Below are 18,170 nucleotides of genomic sequence, written 5' to 3'. Positions count from 1 at the left end.
AAGAGGCCGCCCAAGGGCGGCCTCTTGTTGGTTTACCAGGGAAGCGTTATTGCTTCGGCGTAAAGGAGCCGGCTTCCTGGCGCTGGGGGTATTCTTCAAAGGTGGCCATGAAGTCCGCCACGATCTTGCCTACCGGACCAAAGGCATACATGCGACGCAGCTGCCAGTCGTCATAGTAGGAAGAATCCAGCGGGGCCGCCTCGAAGGGGTCCGCCTGCAGGTCGATCAAGAGCGGGGCCTTGAGCTGGGTCTGCGGACGCCGCCATGCGTCCATCCCCTCATGCTCCTGGATGCTGAAGTGGGCCTTGAAGCGATCGAAGCGCACGGCACCCAGCGATCCGTCATCGACGAAGGCAAAGAAGGTGTTGCGCGGCCACTCGCCCGCATCCTCGGCACCGGTAAGGTTAGGCAGCAGATTGTAGCCATCGATATGAACGTTGAAGTCCTTGTCTCCGGCGCTGTAGCCGTCCAGCAGCTTCTGCTTGATGTCGGGCTCACCCGCGGCGGCAATCAGCGTCGGGAACATGTCTTCCAGTGACAGGATCTCGTTGGAGACCTGTCCCGGTTCGATGTGGCCCGGCCAGCTCATCATGAATGGAACGCGAATACCGCCTTCCCAGGTGGTCGCCTTTTCGCCGCGGAACGGCGTGGTCCCGCCATCCGGCCAGGTAAACTTCTCGGCGCCGTTGTCGGTGGTGTAGATGATGATGGTGTTGTCATCAGCGCCCAGCTCTTCGAGCTTGTCGAGCAGGCGACCCACCAGAGCGTCATGTTCGACCATACCGTCGGCATAGACACCCAGCCCGGTGCGGCCTTCGCTCTCTTCCTTCAGGTGGGTAAAGATGTGCATTCGGGTGGTGTTGTACCACACGAACCAGGGGGTATCGGAGGCTTCCTGACGCTCGATGAAGTCCTCTGTCGCGGCCAGGAATTCCTCATCGATGGTTTCCATGCGCTGTTTGGTCAGCGGGCCGGTATCCTCGATCTGGCCATCGGCGGTGGAGTGAATGACGCCACGTGGGCCGAACTGTTCACGGAATTCTGGGTCACCCGGATAGTCGGGGTTTTCCGGTTCTTCTTCCGCATTCAGGTGGTAGAGGTTGCCGAAGAATTCGTCGAAGCCGTGATTGGTCGGCAGGTACTCGTCGCGATCACCCAGGTGGTTCTTGCCGAACTGGCCGGTGGCGTAGCCCATCGGCTTGAGGATCTCAGCGATGGTGGGGTCTTCCGGCTGAAGGCCAAGGGGATCGCCCGGCATACCGATCTTGAGGAGTCCGGTGCGTTTGGGCGACTGCCCAGTAATGAAGGCGGCTCGTCCCGCGGTGCAGCTTTGCTGTCCGTAGGCATCGGTAAAGCGGATACCTTCCTCGGCAATGCTGTCGATGTTCGGGGTGGTATATCCCATCATGCCGCTGTTATAGGCACTGGTGTTGAACCAGCCGATATCGTCACCCATGATCACCAGGATGTTTGGCTTGTCCGACGAATCGTCCTCTTCGGTAGCCGCGGCAGGCTGGATGCTTGCGGCAAGGCTGACAGCTGCCAGCGATGCCACCACGATGCCCTTCCAGGGCGTACTGGATACCGACGAATGCAATCTCATGATCACTCCTTTTCGTTAGCGTGTTTCAGTGCATGATGTGAAAACGGCTTGGTTACCGCGGTGGTGCTACGGTATCTCCGGGTCTTGCGACGCCTTGCCAGAACTGGCGTCTTGAAGCGAGAGGGTAGGGTCCTTGTTTGCCATGGGAGAGGGGGGCGCGCTTTCCCTAAACGCGACGCACTGAAGCATGCGCAAGGCATGCTTCAGTGCGTAAGGCGACTGCAGATCAGCATAGTTGCTGAATATCCTGTGTCGATATGACATTTCGGCAACTCCCTGATCATTATCAATGTTATGAGACATTTATGCCGGGCAGAGCGGCATTCCGCAGGCGCTAGCATCCGCTCGTGCGTGATCGCCGTGGATTCGCATGTCTTCCAGATGGCGTTACTGCCGTCAGCAGCCGTTCGGTGGTCAGCTGGCCGTTTGAACGTGCGCTTCCAAGGATTGCCGAGGCCTGCAGCTGGAGTCTGGTGGCAGCGTCTAAGGGATGCGCTCCCTCAAGAGGGGCTGACTGGGCGGAGCACAGGAGGGAGGTCGACTCAGGGCGTTGTACACGCCACTCAGGTGATGCAGAAGCCGTTGAGGCGATCTGCTAAGCTCGCCCTTTCGACTCCGCCGCTGTCGTCCGGCGAGCGGACCACTTGAAACGCCGCTGGATGCGGCGCTCCAGCCCACCGGATGATCTGACGTGCCTGAGCTGAACCCGCCCCCGACTCTCACCGAGCTGCTTGACAGCATTCCCCCCCTGGACCCGCTGGCACGGCAGCGCGCCTGCGCTCGTCTTGACCGTCTGACCAAGCCGCCGGGTAGCCTGGGCAAGTTGGAACACCTGGTGGCGGACCTGGCGGCAATGACCGGGCAGGCATTGCCGCGTGTCGACCCGCCTGCCGTCATCGTCTTCGCTGCCGATCACGGGGTAGCGGCGGAGGGCGTGTCGGCGTTCCCTGCCTCCGTCACTGCGCAGATGGTGGCCAACTTTGCCCAGGGTGGGGCCGCCATCAATGTTTTCGCCAGACGCCTCAAGGCTCGCCTGGAAGTGGTCGATGTAGGTGTGTCCACATCCTGCGCGGGAGTGGCAGGGGTTGTCGTTGATCGAGTCAGAAGCGGCACCGGCAATATCGCCAGGGAAGATGCCATGAGCCAGGATGACGTGCAGGCTGCCCTGAACGTCGGTGTCCGCGCCGCGCGGCGGGCCACCGATCAGGGTGCCGGGTGCCTGATCTTGGGTGAAATGGGGATCGCCAATACCACCGCGAGCAGCGCCTTGCTGGCCGCCTTTACCGGGCTCTCGGTGGATGCCGTGACCGGACGCGGCACGGGTATCGACGATCAACGTCTACGCCATAAGCGTGAGGTTATCGGCAGGGCGCTGGCCCGCGGAACCGGGCGCACGGCACTGGATACCCTGGCGCGGTTCGGTGGGCTTGAGATTGTGGCCATGGCGGGAGCCTGCGTGTCCGCTGCGGCCAGTCGCACCCCGGTGCTGGTAGATGGTTTTATCGCCACGGTGGCGGCGCTCGCCGCGACGCGCCTGGCCCCCGGTGTGCGCGACTACCTGGTGTTTGGTCATCGCAGCGATGAAGCGGGGCATGGCGAGGCCCTGGCCGCCCTCGGCGGGGAGCCACTGCTGACGCTTGGCCTCAGACTGGGCGAGGGCAGTGGGGCTGCCTTGGCCTATCCGCTGCTGCAAAGCGCCTGCGACATGCTCGCAGAAATGGCGACCTTCGATGATGCCGGCGTCGATGCTGGCCAATGAGTGTCGATGGCAGCGAAGGGAGTCGATGGGCCTCGATGAATGCAGCAAGCGAGTGGCAGGCGGTCCTTGCCGATAAGGCGCCGGAGGGCTTGTCCTGGTTTGAGCCGCTGGGCCTGGCCCCCTTCAGCAGTGTTGGGCTCATCGTGGTGGTGCTGGCGCTGATCCTGGACCTGTGGCTGGGTGATCCTCGCTGGCTGCCACACCCGGTGGTGGGGATGGGACGCTTGATTGCCAAGCTGGAGAGCGTCCTCAATCGTGGCAGCCAGATAGGGCGTCGCCTCAATGGCATAGCGCTGGTGCTGATCGTGGTGGGGCTGGTGTGGGCCGCATCGGCGTTCGCCCTTGGCCTGGCAGCCTCCGTCAGCCCCTGGTGGGGCCTGGCGCTGGAACTGCTGTTGATATGGACGTGCCTGGCCTGCCGAGGATTGGTGCTGGCAGCGCGGCAGGTGGCGGTTCCTCTGATGGCCGGCGACCTGGCGAGCGCACGCCTGGCGGTGTCGGCGATCGTGGGGCGCGATACTCGCGAGCTCGATGAGACCGGTGTGACCCGCGCCTGCGTGGAGAGCGTGGCCGAGAACACCGTCGACGGTATCACCGCCCCCCTGTTCTGGGCGCTGGTAGGCGGAGCGCCGCTGGCGCTGGCTTACAAGGCGATCAATACCCTGGATTCCATGGTCGGCCACCGCAGTGAGCGCTACCTGGCGTTTGGCTGGGCAGCGGCGCGACTCGATGACCTGGTCAACCTGGTGCCGGCACGGCTGACGGCGCTTGCCATGTGGCTGGTCATGTGGCTGTTCATGTGGCTAGTCCGGTGGATAGTGCCAGCGTCTCTGCGCGGCGACTATCAGGTGCATGGCAATGTACAGGGCGCGCTTGGTGCGACCCGCCGCCAGGCACCGTCTCACCCCAGTCCCAATGCGGGCTGGCCTGAAGCCATGGTGGCAAACCTGCTGGGGGTGCAGCTGGGAGGTATCAATCGGTATGGCGAGCAGGTCAGCCGGCGCGCCGTACTCGGCACACCGTTGCAGCCACTGAGGCCTGCACACATCGCGGCGGCGATTCAGTGTCTTTACGCCGGCACTCTGGGCAGCCTGATAGTGATGTCGTTGGCGATACTGGCTCTGGGGAGTGTGGCGTGAATCAGCGAGGGACGAAGGCGGACTGGCCCGAACATGGCGGGCAGGGCATTGCTTTGCTGCAGCGGCTCGGCCTGGCGGGGACCGAACCGCGGCTCGACCTCAGTGCCAGTCTCAACCCCCTGGGGCCTCCCGATTGGCTGGCCGATTGGCTGAAGGACAGCCTGGAGAGCGTCCGGCACTATCCTGATCCTGGCCACCCCGCGGCCTATGCGGCCTTGGCAGCCGCGTTGGGGATCTGCGCTGATCGGTTGCTGTTGACCAACGGCGGCGCCGAAGCCATCCATCTTGTGGCCAGTGCATACCGAAGCGGGCGCGCGCTGATCGTCGAGCCCACCTTTGGAGAGTATGCGCGAGCTTGCGCGCTCAACGGGATCGCCGTCGAGCGATATGAGCTGCATCCCGAGGGTGCGACGCTGGATATCGAACGGTTGACGTCTCGCCTGGACGCCTCCGCCAACAAGGTCGATCTGATATTCCTCTGTCGGCCCAACAATCCCACCGGTGCCTGCATGGCCCGCGAGGACGTTGTGACATTGCTAGAGGCGGCAAGACGCCGTGGGGCTCTGGTGGTGGTGGACGAGGCCTTTGTCGACTTTGCCGACCCTGGAATGTCATTGACGGCGCTGGTGGACCAGGGGCTGCCGCTGGTGTTGCTGCGCTCATTGACCAAATTTTACGCCCTGGCTGGCTTGCGCCTTGGCTACCTGGTGGCGTCGGCGAGCTGCTGTCGGCGGCTGCAGCGTCATCAGCCAGCGTGGAGCGTCAATGGACTGGCCAGTGCCCTGGTGCCGGCCCTTCTGGCGGATACCGACTTTGCCAGCAGGACGCGGGACTGGGTCATGGCCGAGCGTGCCTATCTGCCACTGGCGCTGGGCAGGCTTGGCCTGGTCGCCCTGCCGACCCAAGCCAACTTTGTCCTGTTTCGCCCGCCAGGGGCGCCATCCCGAGCAAGGGGTGAAGGCCTCGTCAGACACCTGGCGCGTGATGGCGTGATGGTTCGTCACACCCACACCTTCGCTGGCCTCGACGGTGCCTGGGTGCGTGTGGCATTGCAGCAACGACAGGGGAATCAGCTGCTGATACGGCGGCTGGAAGAGTGGCGCGACTCGCCACAGGCAGAGCGCTGGGGCAGCGGCGCATGATCGTCTTTATCGCGGGAGGCGTTCGCTCCGGCAAGAGTCGTGTCGCTGAACAGGCGGCTCTTGCGCTGCACGCTGACAGGCCCAGTAGCCAACTCTGGTATCTGGCGACGGCTCGCTCCAGTGACCGCGAAATGGCGGCTCGAGTGGCCCGTCACCGGGCCCGCCGTGATCGCCACTGGCGCACCCTGGAAGCACCGCTGCAGCTGCTCGACCCCTGGCGTACCGTGGCTCCTGGCGATAGCGTCCTGCTGGATTGCCTGACCCTATGGACAAGCCAACGCCTGTTTGCCGACGGCATCGATCCCGGCCCAAGGCGCCAGGCAGCACGGCTTGCTCAGGCGGAGCTGGCGGCCGTACTGGCCGATGCGCGTCAGCGGGATATCCACCTGGTCGTGGTGTCCAACGACCTCAATGAGGAGCTACCTGCCCAGGATGCGCTGGTGCGCTGGTATGTGCGAGAACTGCAGCGGCTACATCGGCTGTTGGCACGTCGGGCCGACCGGGTGATCGAAGTGGTGGCAGGGCAGATGATTGAGTGGCCGGTAGTGGCAGATAGTGGCAGGTAGTGGCCAAGACCAGTGATGAGCCAGTGGCTCGCTGACGGCTGGGCCCGTACCTCTGACAGGACAGCGTGCAAGGAAGATGCGGCAGGAGAATCTGGTGAAAGACATGACAACACGCTGTGCGCCGATGCTGGCGGGTCTGGGGCTGGCGATCCAGTTTTTGACCCGGATACCGCTGCCGATCGCGATCGACTGGAATGACGCCAATCGGCGCTGGGCGGCACGTTGCTACCCGCTGGTGGGGCTCGCCATAGGCGGGCTATTGGCGTCGCTGGCGGCTGCCTCCAGTGCCTTGCCGGACCCGCTGAGAGCGCTGTTGCTGCTGACCCTGTGGGTCGGCGCGACCGGCGGGCTGCATCTGGATGGTATCATGGACCTGGCCGACGCCCTTGGCAGCAACACCTCGCTGGAACGTCGCTGGGAGATCATGAAGGATCCCCAGGTGGGCAGTTTCGGCATCCTGGCACTGGTGTTTCTGCTGGCATGGAAGGGAGCACTGCTGTGGTGCTGGCTGGCGCTGGAGGCACCACTGTGGGGGCTGGTGGTACTGCCCGCCCTGTCCCGGGGGGCGGCGGTAGCGCTTCTGATCAGCGTACCCGCTGCCCGGCCCCAGGGGCTGGCCTATCAGTGGCAACAGGGGCTCTACTGGGGCGACCTCGCGCTTGCCTTGCTGCCCTGCCTGGCCTTGGTGCTGGTGGCTCCGTTGTTCGGGCTGCTGGGCATGGCGCTGGCCATGGGGGCCTTTACCTGGTGCTTTGGTCGCGGGATGATCCAGGCCTTTCGCGGTATCAACGGCGATATGCTGGGCAGCGCCATCGAAGGAGGAGAAGTATGGCTTCTGATAGTCGTCTCGAGCTGGTGGTGGTGCGCCACGGGCTGACGCAATGGAATCTCGACAAGCGGTATCAAGGTCAGCGGGATATTCCGCTGCTGATGCCCGACGCGCTTGGCGATATGGACCGCCTGCGGGACGAACTCGCCGATGAGGTCTTTGACGCGGTGGTGGCCAGCGACCTGACGCGCTGCTGTCAGACGCTCGCCCATATTGCCGAGGGGCGAGGCTGGCCCGCTCCACGGTTGGACCGGCGCCTGCGCGAGAATGACTTTGGTGAATTCGAAGGCCGCCAGTGGGAAGAGCTCAAGGATGATCCGGTGTACCGCGACTGGATCGACAGCGCCGGCGAGCTGGCCCCGCCGGGAGGCGAATCCGCTCAGGATCTGCGCGAGCGACTGGCGCTGGCGCTTGATGCGATCTTTGATGCCGCCGTCGAGGCGGGGCACCGGCGAGTGCTGGTGGTCACCCATGGCGGCGTGATCCGTGAACTGAGACGTGAGTTCGAGGGCGTCCCGTTCTGGCAGGGTGTCGTTGGCCAGGCGGCCGGGCGACGCTGGACACTGACCCGACAGGCAGGGGAGATCACATGCACGTCTTCCTCGGCGGTGCCCACAGTGGCAAGCACCAGCGAGTAGCAGAGCAGTACCCCGGCGCCCGCTGGTGTAAGGCGCATGAGTGGTTGAGCGGCAGCGTCGACGCACTGGGTTCAGCGGAGTCGCTGGTCGTCTGCGACTGGTTGGACTGGCTGACCTGGGCGCTGCCCGGGGCTTCCGATCAGGAGTTGCAAGGCCAGTGGCGCGACGCCTTCACGCGGCTGCGCTCGGGGCCTGGTCCGCGTATCGTGATCGTGCAGGAGGTCGGCCGTGGCATCGTGCCCGTCGACCCCGAACAGCGTCGGCAGCGTGACCTGATGGGCTGGCTTGGCCAGGATGCCTGCCAACAGGCTGACTCGGTCACGTTGGTGCGCCATGGTCTGATGATGCCGCTGTCCGGCGCCCTTCCTTGATGCTGGGGCGTGCCGCCTGATCTGTGTCGTTGACGCCCGTCACCCGGGTTGCTAGCTTACGTCCACTCTCAGGTGCCCCAACCAACGTGCAGGACGGCCCCGGCGTCAGCCTTCTTACTTCGCAAGGCGCGCGGGTCACGAACGTCAATAGACACGTGGGGTGAAACGGGAAGTCGGTGTGAACCCGGCGCTGCCCCCGCAACGGTGATCGAGTCAAGCGTGCTTCATCATGCCACTGTGCTGCCTCTAGACAGGCCACGGGAAGGCAAGCGCGCCAGAGCCACAAGGGTTCTGCTCGTAAGCCCGGAGACCGGCCTGAAGAGCCATGCCAAGGGGCGGTGGGGTCCCGGTGCACGGCATCTCTTGTTGCTGGCGCGTCTCGGCTGACCTCATGCCTTGACGAGCTGCCGGGTCATCGTCGTCAGCGACCGGCGATGATTCGACGACAGGCGTGCCAGCGCCACGTCAGGTTTCCCTCCCGCTCCTCGGCCTTCAAGGGTTCATGCCGTGCGGGGACGCGCGGCACCAAGGGATACACCGATGTCGTCTTCTTGCTCTTCTGCTGTTCCGTCAGTCCAGTGTCGTCAACGTTTGACCGCTCGCCATGCCGTGATGGTCGCTGGACTTGCCGCCGCCCCCTGGTTGCTGGTGGGGCAGGCCAACGCGCAATCGTCCACGTCTACCGTCTCCACAGCGTCTGAGTTCCCCGCTGTCTCTGCCGAATCTGCCTCTGCTGAAGCTGTCACAGCCGAGCTTGATCCTGTGGTCGTATCTGCGACGCTGACGCCGCGCACGGCCAGTCAATCGCTGTCCTCGGTCAGTGTCATCGACGAAGAGACGCTAAGGCGCCGCGATCCGGTCAGCATTCCCGACGCCCTGCGTGGCGTGCCCGGTGTTGACGTGTCCACCAGCGGTGGCTTTGGCAAGCAGGCCAGCGTCTTTATTCGCGGAACCGACAGCTCCGCTACTGTGATGATGATCGACGGTATCCGCCTGCGCTCTGCCACCACTGGAGCACCTGCCTGGCAGTACCTGGAGCCGCGCATGTTCGAGCGCATCGAGGTGGTACGCGGGCCCCGCGGTGCGCTCTACGGCGCCGACGCGGTGGGCGGGGTGGTACAGCTGTTCACCGACAAGCCCGATGAACAGGGGCCGACGCCCAGCGTCCAGATTGGTACCGGCTCCTTCAATACCCAGCGAGCCTCGGCCAGTCTGTCGGGCCGTGATGGCGGCACTTCCTATCAGCTCAGCGCCACCCGCCTGGACAGTGACGGCACCGAAATCCGCGACGGCGGCGACGACAAGGGCTATGACAACACCTCGGGCCTGGTCAGTCTGTCGCACACCTTCGATAGCGGTACACGCCTCGGGTTTCTTGGCCTGCGGGCCAGCGGCAACAACGAATACGAAGGCGGCGACTCCGACTATGTGCAGCAGGTAGCGGGGGTCTACGCCGAGGTGCCGGTGACCGATATCTGGTCGTCGCGCCTTACCCTGAGCGAGGCCCGCGATGAGCTGGAGTCACATTCTGAATCCTATGGCACTTCGGTAATCGATACCGAGACGCGTACCGCGCGTTGGGACAATACCTTGCTGCTGGGCGCCCATGAGTTGATCGCCGGCGCCGAGTATCAGGAAGATAGGGTCGATGGCACCACCGAGTACCAAGAGACCAGTCGCGACAATATGGCGGTGTTTGCCCAGGCATTGATGGACTTTGAGCCATTCTCGCTGCAGGCGGGCCTGCGTCACGATGACAACGAGGCGTTCGGCGATGAGGTCACCGGCCACCTGGCGCTGGGCTACGCCCTCGACGACCAGCACACCCTGCGTGCCAGCTATGGCACCGCCTTCCGTGCCCCGACCTTCAACGACCTGTACCTTCCAGAGTTCTTCAATTACAGCAATAGCGACCTTGACGCCGAAGAGTCCGAAACCTGGGAGCTTGGTCTGCGCGGCCAGTACCAGCGAATGTTCTGGGATCTGGCGCTCTACCAGACCAACGTCGATGATCTGATCGCATCGGGGGACGACGGTCTGGTCAACGTGGATGAGGCTCGAATTCGTGGGGTCGAGCTTGCCACCGGGCTCGAGCTCGACCAGTGGACCCTGGCCGCCAGCGTCGCCTATACCGACCCGGAAGACCGCAACACGGGCAAGCAATTGAGAAGGCGCGCCAGCCAGACCCTGCGCCTGGACGCCGATCGCCAGCTGGGTGACTGGAATCTGGGGGCCTCCTTCGTCGCCCAGGACCACCGCTACAATGACGTCGACAACGATGAACGCCTGGCCGGCTACGGTACCCTGGACCTGCGCGCGGGCTGGGTCTTTGCGCCGGATTGGAAGGCCAACCTGACGCTCGAGAACGTCTTCGATCGCGAGTACGTGACCGCGAGCAATGGCACACTCTGGGACTACGAAAACCCCGGACGTGCCGCCTACCTGAGCGTCGGGTTTAACCTGTGAGTGCTGGCCGTCGACGTCAATGGCGTGGCCTTAGAGGGTACCGAGCTCTGCTGACATCGGTGCCGGCTGCGCTGTGCCTGGCGTTGACGGCACTTGCTCCTGGATCCATGGCGCTTGCCGATGCCGCGCAGTCTCGCTGCGTGGTAGATGATAGCGGGGCCGAGCTGTGTCTGGCATCGCCTGCCCAGCGCATCGTCGCGCTGTCGCCCAGTGTGACGGAGCTTCTGTTCGCCGCGGGAGCGGGAGAGCGCGTGGTGGGTGTCGTCAGCTTCAGCGACTATCCGGAAGCGGCCCGCGAGCTGCCTCAGGTAGGCAGCTACGATCGCCTTGATCTGGAGGCCCTGCTGGCGCTGGAGCCGGACCTGGTGGTGGCCTGGGCCGGGGGTAATCCCGGCCAGCAGGTGGATCGCCTGGAGGCATTCGGTCTGCCGGTGTTCCGCTCGGACGCCTCGGACTTCGAGCACATCGCCTCGACGCTGGAGCGCTTCGGCCGCCTGGCCGGTACCCAGGACACCGGAGATGCCGCGGCCGGCAAGCTGCGCGACTCGGTGGCTTCGCTCAGCGCGCGCTATAGTGACTCGCCGCCGGTCGAGGTCTTCTATCAGGTATGGGAGAAACCGCTGATGACCGTCAACGGCGAACACTGGATCAGTCGCGCGCTGGCACTCTGCGGCGGCGTCAATCTGTTTGCCAGCGAGGCGCCATTGGTGCCTCGCCTTTCACGGGAGGCGGTGTTGGCGGCGGACCCGGAGGTCATCATTACCGGAGGCATGGGCAAGGCCGATTCCACCTGGCTGGATGCCTGGCGAGCCTGGCCACAGATGACCGCGGTGGCTCAAGACAATCTGTTCTTCATCAATCCGGACCTGGTGCAGCGGGCCACGCCGCGGCTGGTCGAGGGAACACGCAGGCTGTGCGACCACCTGGAGACAGCACGTGAACGGCGCTAGAACGCTCAGCTCCCGCACCTCCCGACGGCGACCGCTGTGGGCTTTGCTGCTGGTGGGTGTGCTGGCTTTGCTGCTGGCCGTATCGGTGGGCAGTGTCGCGCTGTCGCCGCTGGAGTTGTGGCAGACCCTGCTCGGACACGGTAGCCCCCTGCACCACACGCTGGTGTGGGAGCTGCGCCTGCCGCGTGCCCTGGCGGCCTTCGGGACCGGCGCGCTGCTGGCGCTGGCGGGTGCCTTGATGCAGGTGCTGTTGAGAAATCCGCTGGCAGACCCCTATGTGCTGGGTCTGTCGGGAGGCGCGTCAGTGGCTGCCCTTGGCGCCATGCTGGCCGGTCTTGGCGCTGCTCTGGTGTCGCTATCCGCCTTTAGCGGTGCCCTGATATCGATTTTGCTGGTGTTTGGCCTGGCCCACGGCAGCGGCAGCTGGTCGCCGGCAAGGCTGCTGTTGACGGGGGTGGTGATGGCGTCCGGCTGGGGCGCCATTATCACCTTCCTGCTGGCGGTCAGCCCAGTAGAGGAACTACCCGGCATGCTGTATTGGCTGATGGGAGACATGGCCTACGCGCGCAGTCCCTGGCCGGTATTGGTGGTGGGCGCGCTGGCTGGAGCCGTGCTGGTACCGCTGGGCAGGACCCTGAACGTGCTGGCGCGTGGTGGCCCGCAGGCGTTGGCGCTGGGTGTTGCCGTGCGACCTCTGGAATGGGGACTGTATCTGGGCGCTAGCCTGGCCACCGCCACGGCGGTGACCACGGCCGGTGCGGTGGGCTTTGTCGGCTTGATGGTGCCCCATATGTTGAGGCTGCGCTTAGGCGCCGACCAGCGGCTGATACTGCCGGCCTCGTTGCTGGCCGGTGGCGCCTTGCTGACGCTGGCAGATACCCTGGCGCGCACCCTGATCGCCCCTCAGCAACTGCCGGTCGGGGTGATCACTGCGCTGGTCGGGGTCCCGAGTTTTCTGTATCTGCTGCATCGAAGCCGCGGCTGAGGAGCGCTGATGACCACCTCGAACTCATCTGCACAGGCCCACAGGTCAGCTCCGCGACATGAGGCAGGGAGGTCTGCGGACAGCGATGTCGGCAAAGGCCTGGCCTGTTCCGACCTGGTCATCGATGTGCCGGGGCGCTCGGGCGGCCAGCCCATGTCGATGGTGTTCGAACCCGGCAGCCGCTGGGGCATCCTCGGGCCCAACGGGGCCGGCAAGAGTACCCTGCTGCATACACTGGCAGGACTGAAATCGCCGAGAAGTGGCAGCGTGACGCTGGCCGGTAAGGCGCTCCCTCGTTGGCGCCGCCGCTCCTTGGCCCAGCGCCTGGGCGTCGTCTTTCAGGAACGCCACGACGAATTTCCCGCCACGGTGCTGGAGACCGCCTTGATGGGGCGACATCCCTTCCTGCGCGCCTGGCACAACGAGTCCGAAGACGATATCCAACGCGCCTGGCTGGCGCTGGAGCGCCTGGACATCGCTCACTTGGGGGGGCGACTGTTGTCGTCCCTGTCCGGGGGGGAGCGCCAGCGGGTCAGTCTGGCGACAGTGCTGACTCAGGACCCGGATATCTGGTTGGTGGATGAGCCCACCAACCACCTCGACCTGCATCATCAGGTCGGCACCATGTCACTGCTGCACGAGCAGGCAAGCCATGGCGCCGCGGTGGTGATGTGCTTGCATGATCTTAACCTGGCAGCACGCTGGTGTGATCACCTGTTGCTGCTCTATTCCGATGGCAGTGCCTGCTGGGGGCCAAGTGACGCCATGCTGGTGCCAGCCGCCCTGGAGCGGCTGTACCAGCAGCCACTCAGCGTTGTTGAAGTCGACGGCGCCTGTGTCTTCGTGCCTCGCGTTGCCTCTGCCCCATGCTCCTTGAAACCGACACAGGGAAGGCCCCATGAGTCTGACGACACCTTCATCACGACACGTTGATCCCGAGCGCCATGCCCGGCGCATGGAAGCCAAGCAGCGCATCATGAACGAGCGCATCGCCCGTGCCGACAAGGAGCAGGGCGTGCTGCTGGTGTTGACCGGGCCTGGCAAGGGCAAGAGTTCCTCCGGCTTCGGCATGCTGGGTCGGGCCCTGGGCCACGGCATGAAGGTGGCGGTGGTGCAATTCATCAAGGGCGCCTTCTCTACCGGCGAAGAGGCCTTCTATCGTCGCCAGCCTGGCGTCACCTTTCACGTCATGGGAGAGGGCTATACCTGGGATACCCAGGACCGACGCCGTGACGTGGCCGCTGCCGAAGCCGCCTGGGACAAGGCCAGGGAATTGCTGGCGGACCCTGATATCGCGCTGGTGCTGCTCGACGAGCTGAATATCGCGCTGCGCCACGGATACCTCGATCTTGACCGGGTACTCGATGACCTGCAGGCAAGGCCACCCATGCAGCATGTGGTGGTCACGGGCAGACATGCACCGCAGCCACTGATTGAACTGGCCGATACCGTGACCGAGATGAAGGTCGTCAAGCACGCATTCAAGGAGCAGGGCATCAAGGCGCAGAAGGGCATCGAATTGTAGGGTGGCCGAACGGCAGTTCCTGGGTGTTGTGGAAGAGTGCGTGGGAAAGCTCGCGGGAAAGTGCGCGGGAACGGAGAGGGAAGGGTGTAATGGCAACGTTGATGATTCAGGGCACCACGTCGGATGCCGGCAAGACCACAGTGGTGGCGGGGCTATGTCGCGCGCTGGCCCGTCGTGGCGTCAAGGTGGCTCCCTTCAAGCCTCAGAACATGGCGTTGAACAGCGCCGTGACCGTGGATGGCGGAGAAATCGGTCGCTCGACGGCACTGCAAGCCCAGGCCGCCGGAGTGGCCGCCCACTCGGACATGAATCCGGTACTGCTGAAGCCTGAGAGCGACAAGGGCGCTCAGGTAATCCTGGCCGGCCAGGTACACGGCAGCATGGCGGCCCTGGACTACCACGCGTACAAGAGCACTGCGCGCCAGACCGTACTGGACTGCCACCGTCGCCTGGCCGAGCGCTTCGATGTGATTATTGCCGAGGGGGCGGGCAGTCCTGCGGAGATCAATCTGCGCGAGGGAGATATCGCCAACATGGGCTTCGCTGAAGCCGTGGACTGCCCCGTCCTGTTGGTGGGGGATATCGATCGCGGCGGCGTGTTCGCTCAGCTCTGTGGCACCCTGGCGCTGGTCAGCGATACCGAGAATGCGCGTATCAAGGGGTTTGTGATCAATCGCTTTCGCGGTGATATCGGGCTGCTGGAGCCGGGGCTCGACTGGCTGTCCCGGCGTGAAGCACGGCCGGTGCTGGGCGTTTTGCCCTATCTTCAGGGGCTGTGGCTGGACGCCGAGGACAGTCTGTCCCTGGAACAGGCACTCGATGAACACGAGGGGGAAGCGCTCAGGGTGGTGGTGCCTGCGCTGCCACGCATCAGCAATCACACGGACCTGGATCCGCTGCGGCTACACCCAGGCATCAAGCTGAGCCTGGTGGGTCCGGACCAACCACCGCCTCCGGCCGATGTCATCCTGTTGCCGGGCAGCAAGAACACCCGCGCCGACCTGGCTTGGCTGCGCCGCCAGGGCTGGGAAGCGCGAATTCGCCGGCATCTTCGTTACGGTGGTCGAGTGCTCGGCATCTGCGGGGGCTTTCAGATGCTGGGGGAGTGGATCGACGACCCCGACGGAGTCGAGGGCGAGCCGGGCGGTGTCGCAGGACTCGGCTGGCTTGCCATGACCACGACCATGCTGCCTCGCAAGCAGTTGAAACAGGTCAGCGGTCGGATTGAACACGCTGGTGGGCACCGCAGCATCCACGGCTACGAGATTCATCAGGGGGTAAGTCGAGGTCCGGCACTGTCCCGACCCCTGCTGCGGCTGGAAGGCCGTGACGAAGGCGCCGTCAGCGAGGATGGCCAGGTCATGGGCACCTATCTGCACGGGCTGTTCGATGGACCCGATGCCTGCGAGGCGCTGCTCGCCAGGCTCGGACTTGACCCGCAGGCCCAGCGGCATGTTGACCTCAATGCCCACCGGGAACAGCAGCTCGATCGCCTGGCGGATGCCATCGAACAGCATCTGGACATGGATGCCCTGGTGCGACTCCTGCAGTAATGCGGGGCCTGGCGAATTAGTCGCAGCCACCACCGCCGCTATCACCGCCACCTCCGCCACTGTCACCGCCGCCACCTGCGCAGCTGTCACCGCTGCTGCCTCCGCCATCACCGCCAAACCAGTTGGCGAAGAAGGAAGCCCCTGCGTCCCGGCGGATAGCGGTGTCAACGGCAGTATCAGAGCCTTCGTGGCGGCTGGGGTGGGTCTGCGATGTAGGGTGGGGCTGTGAATGATGAGCGTTGCTTGTCGGACTGCTGTCGGAGCACAGTTCTGTGACGCTATCGACATTCAAAGCCTGCTCGTCCCACTCCAGCTTGGCCTTGCGTCGGCGCTTCTGAATGACATTTCGAATGACATTGAAGAGATAGATAAGGAGGGGGATCGCAATCATCAGGGTGATGGCGATCTCAAGCACAATCATCATGGTGACAGGTTCTCGTTGTTGGAGACCCTATCCTAAACAGACGGAGAACACTGGATCAGCGGTAGATGGAAGGCGTTATCGAACGGGGTTAAAAGACAGCTGTCGATCAAGCGGCTTGCCGGCGATGCCTCGGCGATACGGGGACGGCACTCCGGTACGGTTCAGGACAAGGGCGCTGCCGTTATCGCCTGATGCCCGGATATCAGCGTGATTCGTTCACAAAGGATGTGATGATCTCCACCACCCGGTCGGGTTGCTCACGGTGGGGTACATGGCCGCATTCCTTCAGAATCTGCATCTGGCAGGGACCGGCTGGCAGTTCGGCGTAGCGGCGGGGCTGGGCTTCGGAGCCATACTCATCTTGATCACCGTGCAGAACCAGCACCGGACAGGTGATCTGGGCCAAGCGGTCATCCAGCGTCCAACCGCGGAAATCGGGATCCAGCCAGGTGTCGACCCAGGCGTCCAGCACCCAGCGGGCCTTGGCGCCATGGTACTTTTCGAGTCGTTCCATCTGGCCGGGCCGAGCGAAGGCATCGCGGGCCTCGCCAATTCCGGCAAGAGTGCGCGGTTCAACAAAGGCTTGTGCGGCCATGGTGATCAGCCCATGGCAGTCACGGTAGCGAGCCGCTATTGCCGCCGCCATGGCTCCGCCCACGCTGTGCCCGACAAGGATAAAGCCCTCCAACCCCAGTGCACGGTGTACCGCGGCGAAACCTTGATGCGCTTCATCAGTGACGAAGCTGTGGGGCAACTGCCCAGGATGTGCGCTGGACTGGCCGAAGCCCAGGCGGTCGTAGGCGATGACCTCGCGACCGGTCTTCCGGCATAGCCGTTCGGGAAAGTCCCGCCACAGCGCGATACTGCCCAGTGAGTCGTGCATCAGCACGAGCGGCACCCCAGTGGTGTCACCGCCGGGATGCCAACGTGCTACCTCAAGACCCGCTGACTCGGCTGAGGAGGCGAGTGTATCGAGACCCTGGTGCAAGGGGATCGTCATACGTTGGCGGTGGAAGGTCTGGGGGCTAACGGGGGCATCGCTGTTGAGCATGTCGAGGCGCTCGCTGGTGGAAGGCTGGTCCTACCATAGCGAGCATGCCCCAGGTTTGCCAAGCAAGCGCTTGGTTGAGTCGTGCTCTCTTGTCGTGATCTCGCGTCTTGCTCTCATGAGTCTCAGGCGACGCTCCCGCCGGTTCAGTTGGCGACAGGAGGACTCAGAAAACGGCCGGGATCATCGGAGATGACGCTGGTCACCCCCCAGTCCCAGTAGCGCTGGAAGGCCAGAGGATCATTGGCTGTGTAGCAAAGGAGCGCGGTGCCGCTTTCTACCACCTCCCGGGCGCGGGGTTCCTTCAATTTCTTCCAGTCGCAGTGAAGGCTGTAGGCCGTTATCGCCTCGACGTCTTGGCGCCACCCCTTGCCCACCTTGTCGGTAAGCACGCCCAGTGCCAGCTGTTCTGCTGAAGCGATGCTGCGGGCATGATCCAGCGCGGCCGGGCTGAAGGACGAAACCAGGCGCCTGTCGTAGGGCAGGGCTTCCATCAACCGGGGAATCACCGATTCGGCCAGCGCTTCGGGGTCGCGGCCGCGAGTGATCTTGAGCTCCAGGTTGACCGCCATGTCACGGCGATCCAGCAGATTGAGCATGTCGTCGAGTGTCGCCATGCGTTCACCGCGAAAGCGCTCTGCGTACCAGGCGCCCACATCGTACTCCTGTGCCTGCTCCAGCCTCAGCTTGGCCAGCTTGCCGCGACCGTTCGAGCAGCGACGCATTCCCGGGTCATGCCAGATCACCGGGGTTCCGTCGCCGAGCAACTGCACGTCGAGCTCCACCCAGGTAATACCGGCCTCCCATGCCAGCTGCACGGCACTCAAGGTGTTCTCCGGGGCGTGGGCCGATAGTCCACGGTGGGCCATCTGGCGGGGCAGCGCCAGAGGCGGCAAGCTTCGGTGAGTCATGGGCTCTCCTTGTCTGGCGTGGCGGCAAGACCATCGCAAAAGGCAGCGCCACGCAATGGGCCGATGATCCGCTGACGGCGTTGCCATCCGGCGTCGTCGGCTTGGTGCCTGGTCATCGTGACACATAAAGATGACCGATTGAGGAAGCCACCGGCCATGATCCTCGAACGCGGTCAGGACTCCAGCGAGAGCGTCAAGAATATGCTAGTCTCGCGGCTTTCGATGTAGGCTCCAGCCGTCCAGTGTTGCACGGTTGTGGCG

At 64.2% G+C, this 18,170-nt stretch carries 17 protein-coding genes and 1 riboswitch; of the genes, 13 read left to right on the top strand and 4 right to left on the bottom strand.

The window, feature by feature from the left end; translation table 11 throughout:
* Window positions 1-46 precede the first annotated feature (46 nt).
* On the bottom strand, window positions 47-1,603 hold the full coding sequence (locus KUV72_RS13265) for an arylsulfatase (protein ID WP_222163649.1): 1,557 nt from the start codon (window positions 1,601-1,603) through the stop codon (window positions 47-49).
* Window positions 1,604-2,294: 691 nt separating this feature from the next.
* Between KUV72_RS13265 and cobT the strand changes: the two genes are divergently transcribed.
* The 13 genes from cobT (at window position 2,295) to KUV72_RS13200 (ending at window position 15,526) form a co-directional block, all read left to right on the top strand.
* The gene (gene cobT, locus KUV72_RS13260; protein ID WP_409995893.1) at window positions 2,295-3,362 is read left to right on the top strand and encodes a nicotinate-nucleotide--dimethylbenzimidazole phosphoribosyltransferase; all 1,068 of its coding nucleotides are present in this window, start codon (window positions 2,295-2,297) and stop codon (window positions 3,360-3,362) included.
* Between the two features lie 35 nt (window positions 3,363-3,397).
* Window positions 3,398-4,501 (top strand): adenosylcobinamide-phosphate synthase CbiB, encoded by a 1,104-nt coding sequence (cbiB, locus tag KUV72_RS13255; RefSeq protein WP_222238728.1) that lies wholly within the window; start codon window positions 3,398-3,400, stop codon window positions 4,499-4,501.
* Window positions 4,498-5,643 carry a threonine-phosphate decarboxylase CobD gene (gene cobD, locus KUV72_RS13250; protein WP_222238727.1) on the top strand — a complete coding sequence of 382 codons (1,146 nt, stop codon included), beginning with the start codon at window positions 4,498-4,500 and terminating at the stop codon, window positions 5,641-5,643. Before cbiB ends, cobD begins: the two co-directional genes overlap by 4 nt.
* Window positions 5,640-6,209, top strand: coding sequence for a bifunctional adenosylcobinamide kinase/adenosylcobinamide-phosphate guanylyltransferase (locus KUV72_RS13245; protein ID WP_222238726.1), 570 nt, complete (start codon window positions 5,640-5,642; stop codon window positions 6,207-6,209). The genes cobD and KUV72_RS13245 overlap by 4 nt, the downstream gene beginning before the upstream one ends.
* A gap of 103 nt (window positions 6,210-6,312) precedes the next feature.
* Complete coding sequence (locus KUV72_RS13240; RefSeq protein ID WP_261317500.1) at window positions 6,313-7,086, top strand: adenosylcobinamide-GDP ribazoletransferase; 774 nt, start codon at window positions 6,313-6,315, stop codon at window positions 7,084-7,086.
* Window positions 7,038-7,676 (top strand): histidine phosphatase family protein, encoded by a 639-nt coding sequence (locus tag KUV72_RS13235; protein WP_222238725.1) that lies wholly within the window; start codon window positions 7,038-7,040, stop codon window positions 7,674-7,676. Before KUV72_RS13240 ends, KUV72_RS13235 begins: the two co-directional genes overlap by 49 nt.
* Window positions 7,628-8,047 (top strand): bifunctional adenosylcobinamide kinase/adenosylcobinamide-phosphate guanylyltransferase, encoded by a 420-nt coding sequence (locus KUV72_RS13230; RefSeq protein WP_222238724.1) that lies wholly within the window; start codon window positions 7,628-7,630, stop codon window positions 8,045-8,047. The genes KUV72_RS13235 and KUV72_RS13230 overlap by 49 nt, the downstream gene beginning before the upstream one ends.
* 115 nt (window positions 8,048-8,162) lie before the next feature.
* Window positions 8,163-8,381, top strand: a riboswitch (cobalamin riboswitch).
* Window positions 8,382-8,587: 206 nt separating this feature from the next.
* The gene (locus KUV72_RS13225) at window positions 8,588-10,513 is read left to right on the top strand and encodes a TonB-dependent receptor domain-containing protein (protein ID WP_261317486.1); all 1,926 of its coding nucleotides are present in this window, start codon (window positions 8,588-8,590) and stop codon (window positions 10,511-10,513) included.
* A gap of 107 nt (window positions 10,514-10,620) precedes the next feature.
* Complete coding sequence (locus tag KUV72_RS13220; protein ID WP_222238723.1) at window positions 10,621-11,463, top strand: cobalamin-binding protein; 843 nt, start codon at window positions 10,621-10,623, stop codon at window positions 11,461-11,463.
* Window positions 11,450-12,448 carry a FecCD family ABC transporter permease gene (locus tag KUV72_RS13215; protein ID WP_222238722.1) on the top strand — a complete coding sequence of 333 codons (999 nt, stop codon included), beginning with the start codon at window positions 11,450-11,452 and terminating at the stop codon, window positions 12,446-12,448. The genes KUV72_RS13220 and KUV72_RS13215 overlap by 14 nt, the downstream gene beginning before the upstream one ends.
* Window positions 12,449-12,457: 9 nt before the next feature.
* Entirely contained in the window at window positions 12,458-13,381 is a 924-nt protein-coding gene (locus tag KUV72_RS13210; protein WP_222238721.1) for an ABC transporter ATP-binding protein, read from the top strand.
* A complete protein-coding gene (gene cobO, locus KUV72_RS13205) occupies window positions 13,347-13,973 on the top strand; it encodes a cob(I)yrinic acid a,c-diamide adenosyltransferase (protein ID WP_206943497.1) in 627 nt (208 codons plus the stop codon). Before KUV72_RS13210 ends, cobO begins: the two co-directional genes overlap by 35 nt.
* 89 nt (window positions 13,974-14,062) lie before the next feature.
* The gene (locus tag KUV72_RS13200; RefSeq protein WP_222238720.1) at window positions 14,063-15,526 is read left to right on the top strand and encodes a cobyric acid synthase; all 1,464 of its coding nucleotides are present in this window, start codon (window positions 14,063-14,065) and stop codon (window positions 15,524-15,526) included.
* Between the two features lie 16 nt (window positions 15,527-15,542).
* Here KUV72_RS13200 and KUV72_RS13195 read toward each other — a convergent pair whose 3' ends face one another.
* The 3 genes from KUV72_RS13195 to KUV72_RS13185 all read right to left on the bottom strand — a co-directional run bounded on the left by KUV72_RS13195 (window position 15,543) and on the right by KUV72_RS13185 (window position 17,909).
* A complete protein-coding gene (locus KUV72_RS13195; RefSeq protein ID WP_222238719.1) occupies window positions 15,543-15,950 on the bottom strand; it encodes a hypothetical protein in 408 nt (135 codons plus the stop codon).
* 202 nt (window positions 15,951-16,152) lie between these two features.
* Window positions 16,153-17,001: an alpha/beta fold hydrolase gene (locus KUV72_RS13190; RefSeq protein ID WP_222238718.1), complete on the bottom strand. Its 849-nt coding sequence runs from the start codon at window positions 16,999-17,001 to the stop codon at window positions 16,153-16,155.
* A 143-nt stretch (window positions 17,002-17,144) separates the two neighbouring features.
* Entirely contained in the window at window positions 17,145-17,909 is a 765-nt protein-coding gene (locus KUV72_RS13185) for a glycerophosphodiester phosphodiesterase family protein (protein ID WP_222238717.1), read from the bottom strand.
* Window positions 17,910-18,170 lie beyond the last annotated feature (261 nt).

It is taken from the genome of Halomonas sp. DP4Y7-1 (assembly GCF_019800705.1).
In the GTDB taxonomy this organism is placed as follows: Bacteria; Pseudomonadota; Gammaproteobacteria; order Pseudomonadales; family Halomonadaceae; genus Halomonas; species Halomonas litopenaei_A.
The sequence above is the reverse complement of the archived record's forward strand: the minus strand, read 5'-3'. Positions and strand labels throughout refer to the sequence as shown.

What these genes read in the sequence shown, in the direction of transcription:
- KUV72_RS13230 (WP_222238724.1), top strand. Translation starts at nt 7,628, where the DNA reads ATGCACGTCTTCCTCGGCGGTGCCCACAGTGGCAAGCACCAGCGAGTA.
- KUV72_RS13265 (WP_222163649.1), bottom strand. Translation starts at nt 1,603, where the DNA reads ATGAGATTGCATTCGTCGGTATCCAGTACGCCCTGGAAGGGCATCGTG.
- KUV72_RS13185 (WP_222238717.1), bottom strand. Translation starts at nt 17,909, where the DNA reads ATGACTCACCGAAGCTTGCCGCCTCTGGCGCTGCCCCGCCAGATGGCC.
- KUV72_RS13200 (WP_222238720.1), top strand. Translation starts at nt 14,063, where the DNA reads ATGGCAACGTTGATGATTCAGGGCACCACGTCGGATGCCGGCAAGACC.
- KUV72_RS13240 (WP_261317500.1), top strand. Translation starts at nt 6,313, where the DNA reads ATGACAACACGCTGTGCGCCGATGCTGGCGGGTCTGGGGCTGGCGATC.
- KUV72_RS13210 (WP_222238721.1), top strand. Translation starts at nt 12,458, where the DNA reads ATGACCACCTCGAACTCATCTGCACAGGCCCACAGGTCAGCTCCGCGA.
- KUV72_RS13195 (WP_222238719.1), bottom strand. Translation starts at nt 15,950, where the DNA reads ATGATGATTGTGCTTGAGATCGCCATCACCCTGATGATTGCGATCCCC.
- KUV72_RS13220 (WP_222238723.1), top strand. Translation starts at nt 10,621, where the DNA reads ATGGCGCTTGCCGATGCCGCGCAGTCTCGCTGCGTGGTAGATGATAGC.
- cbiB (WP_222238728.1), top strand. Translation starts at nt 3,398, where the DNA reads ATGAATGCAGCAAGCGAGTGGCAGGCGGTCCTTGCCGATAAGGCGCCG.
- KUV72_RS13225 (WP_261317486.1), top strand. Translation starts at nt 8,588, where the DNA reads ATGTCGTCTTCTTGCTCTTCTGCTGTTCCGTCAGTCCAGTGTCGTCAA.
- cobO (WP_206943497.1), top strand. Translation starts at nt 13,347, where the DNA reads ATGAGTCTGACGACACCTTCATCACGACACGTTGATCCCGAGCGCCAT.
- KUV72_RS13235 (WP_222238725.1), top strand. Translation starts at nt 7,038, where the DNA reads ATGGCTTCTGATAGTCGTCTCGAGCTGGTGGTGGTGCGCCACGGGCTG.
- KUV72_RS13245 (WP_222238726.1), top strand. Translation starts at nt 5,640, where the DNA reads ATGATCGTCTTTATCGCGGGAGGCGTTCGCTCCGGCAAGAGTCGTGTC.
- KUV72_RS13190 (WP_222238718.1), bottom strand. Translation starts at nt 17,001, where the DNA reads ATGCTCAACAGCGATGCCCCCGTTAGCCCCCAGACCTTCCACCGCCAA.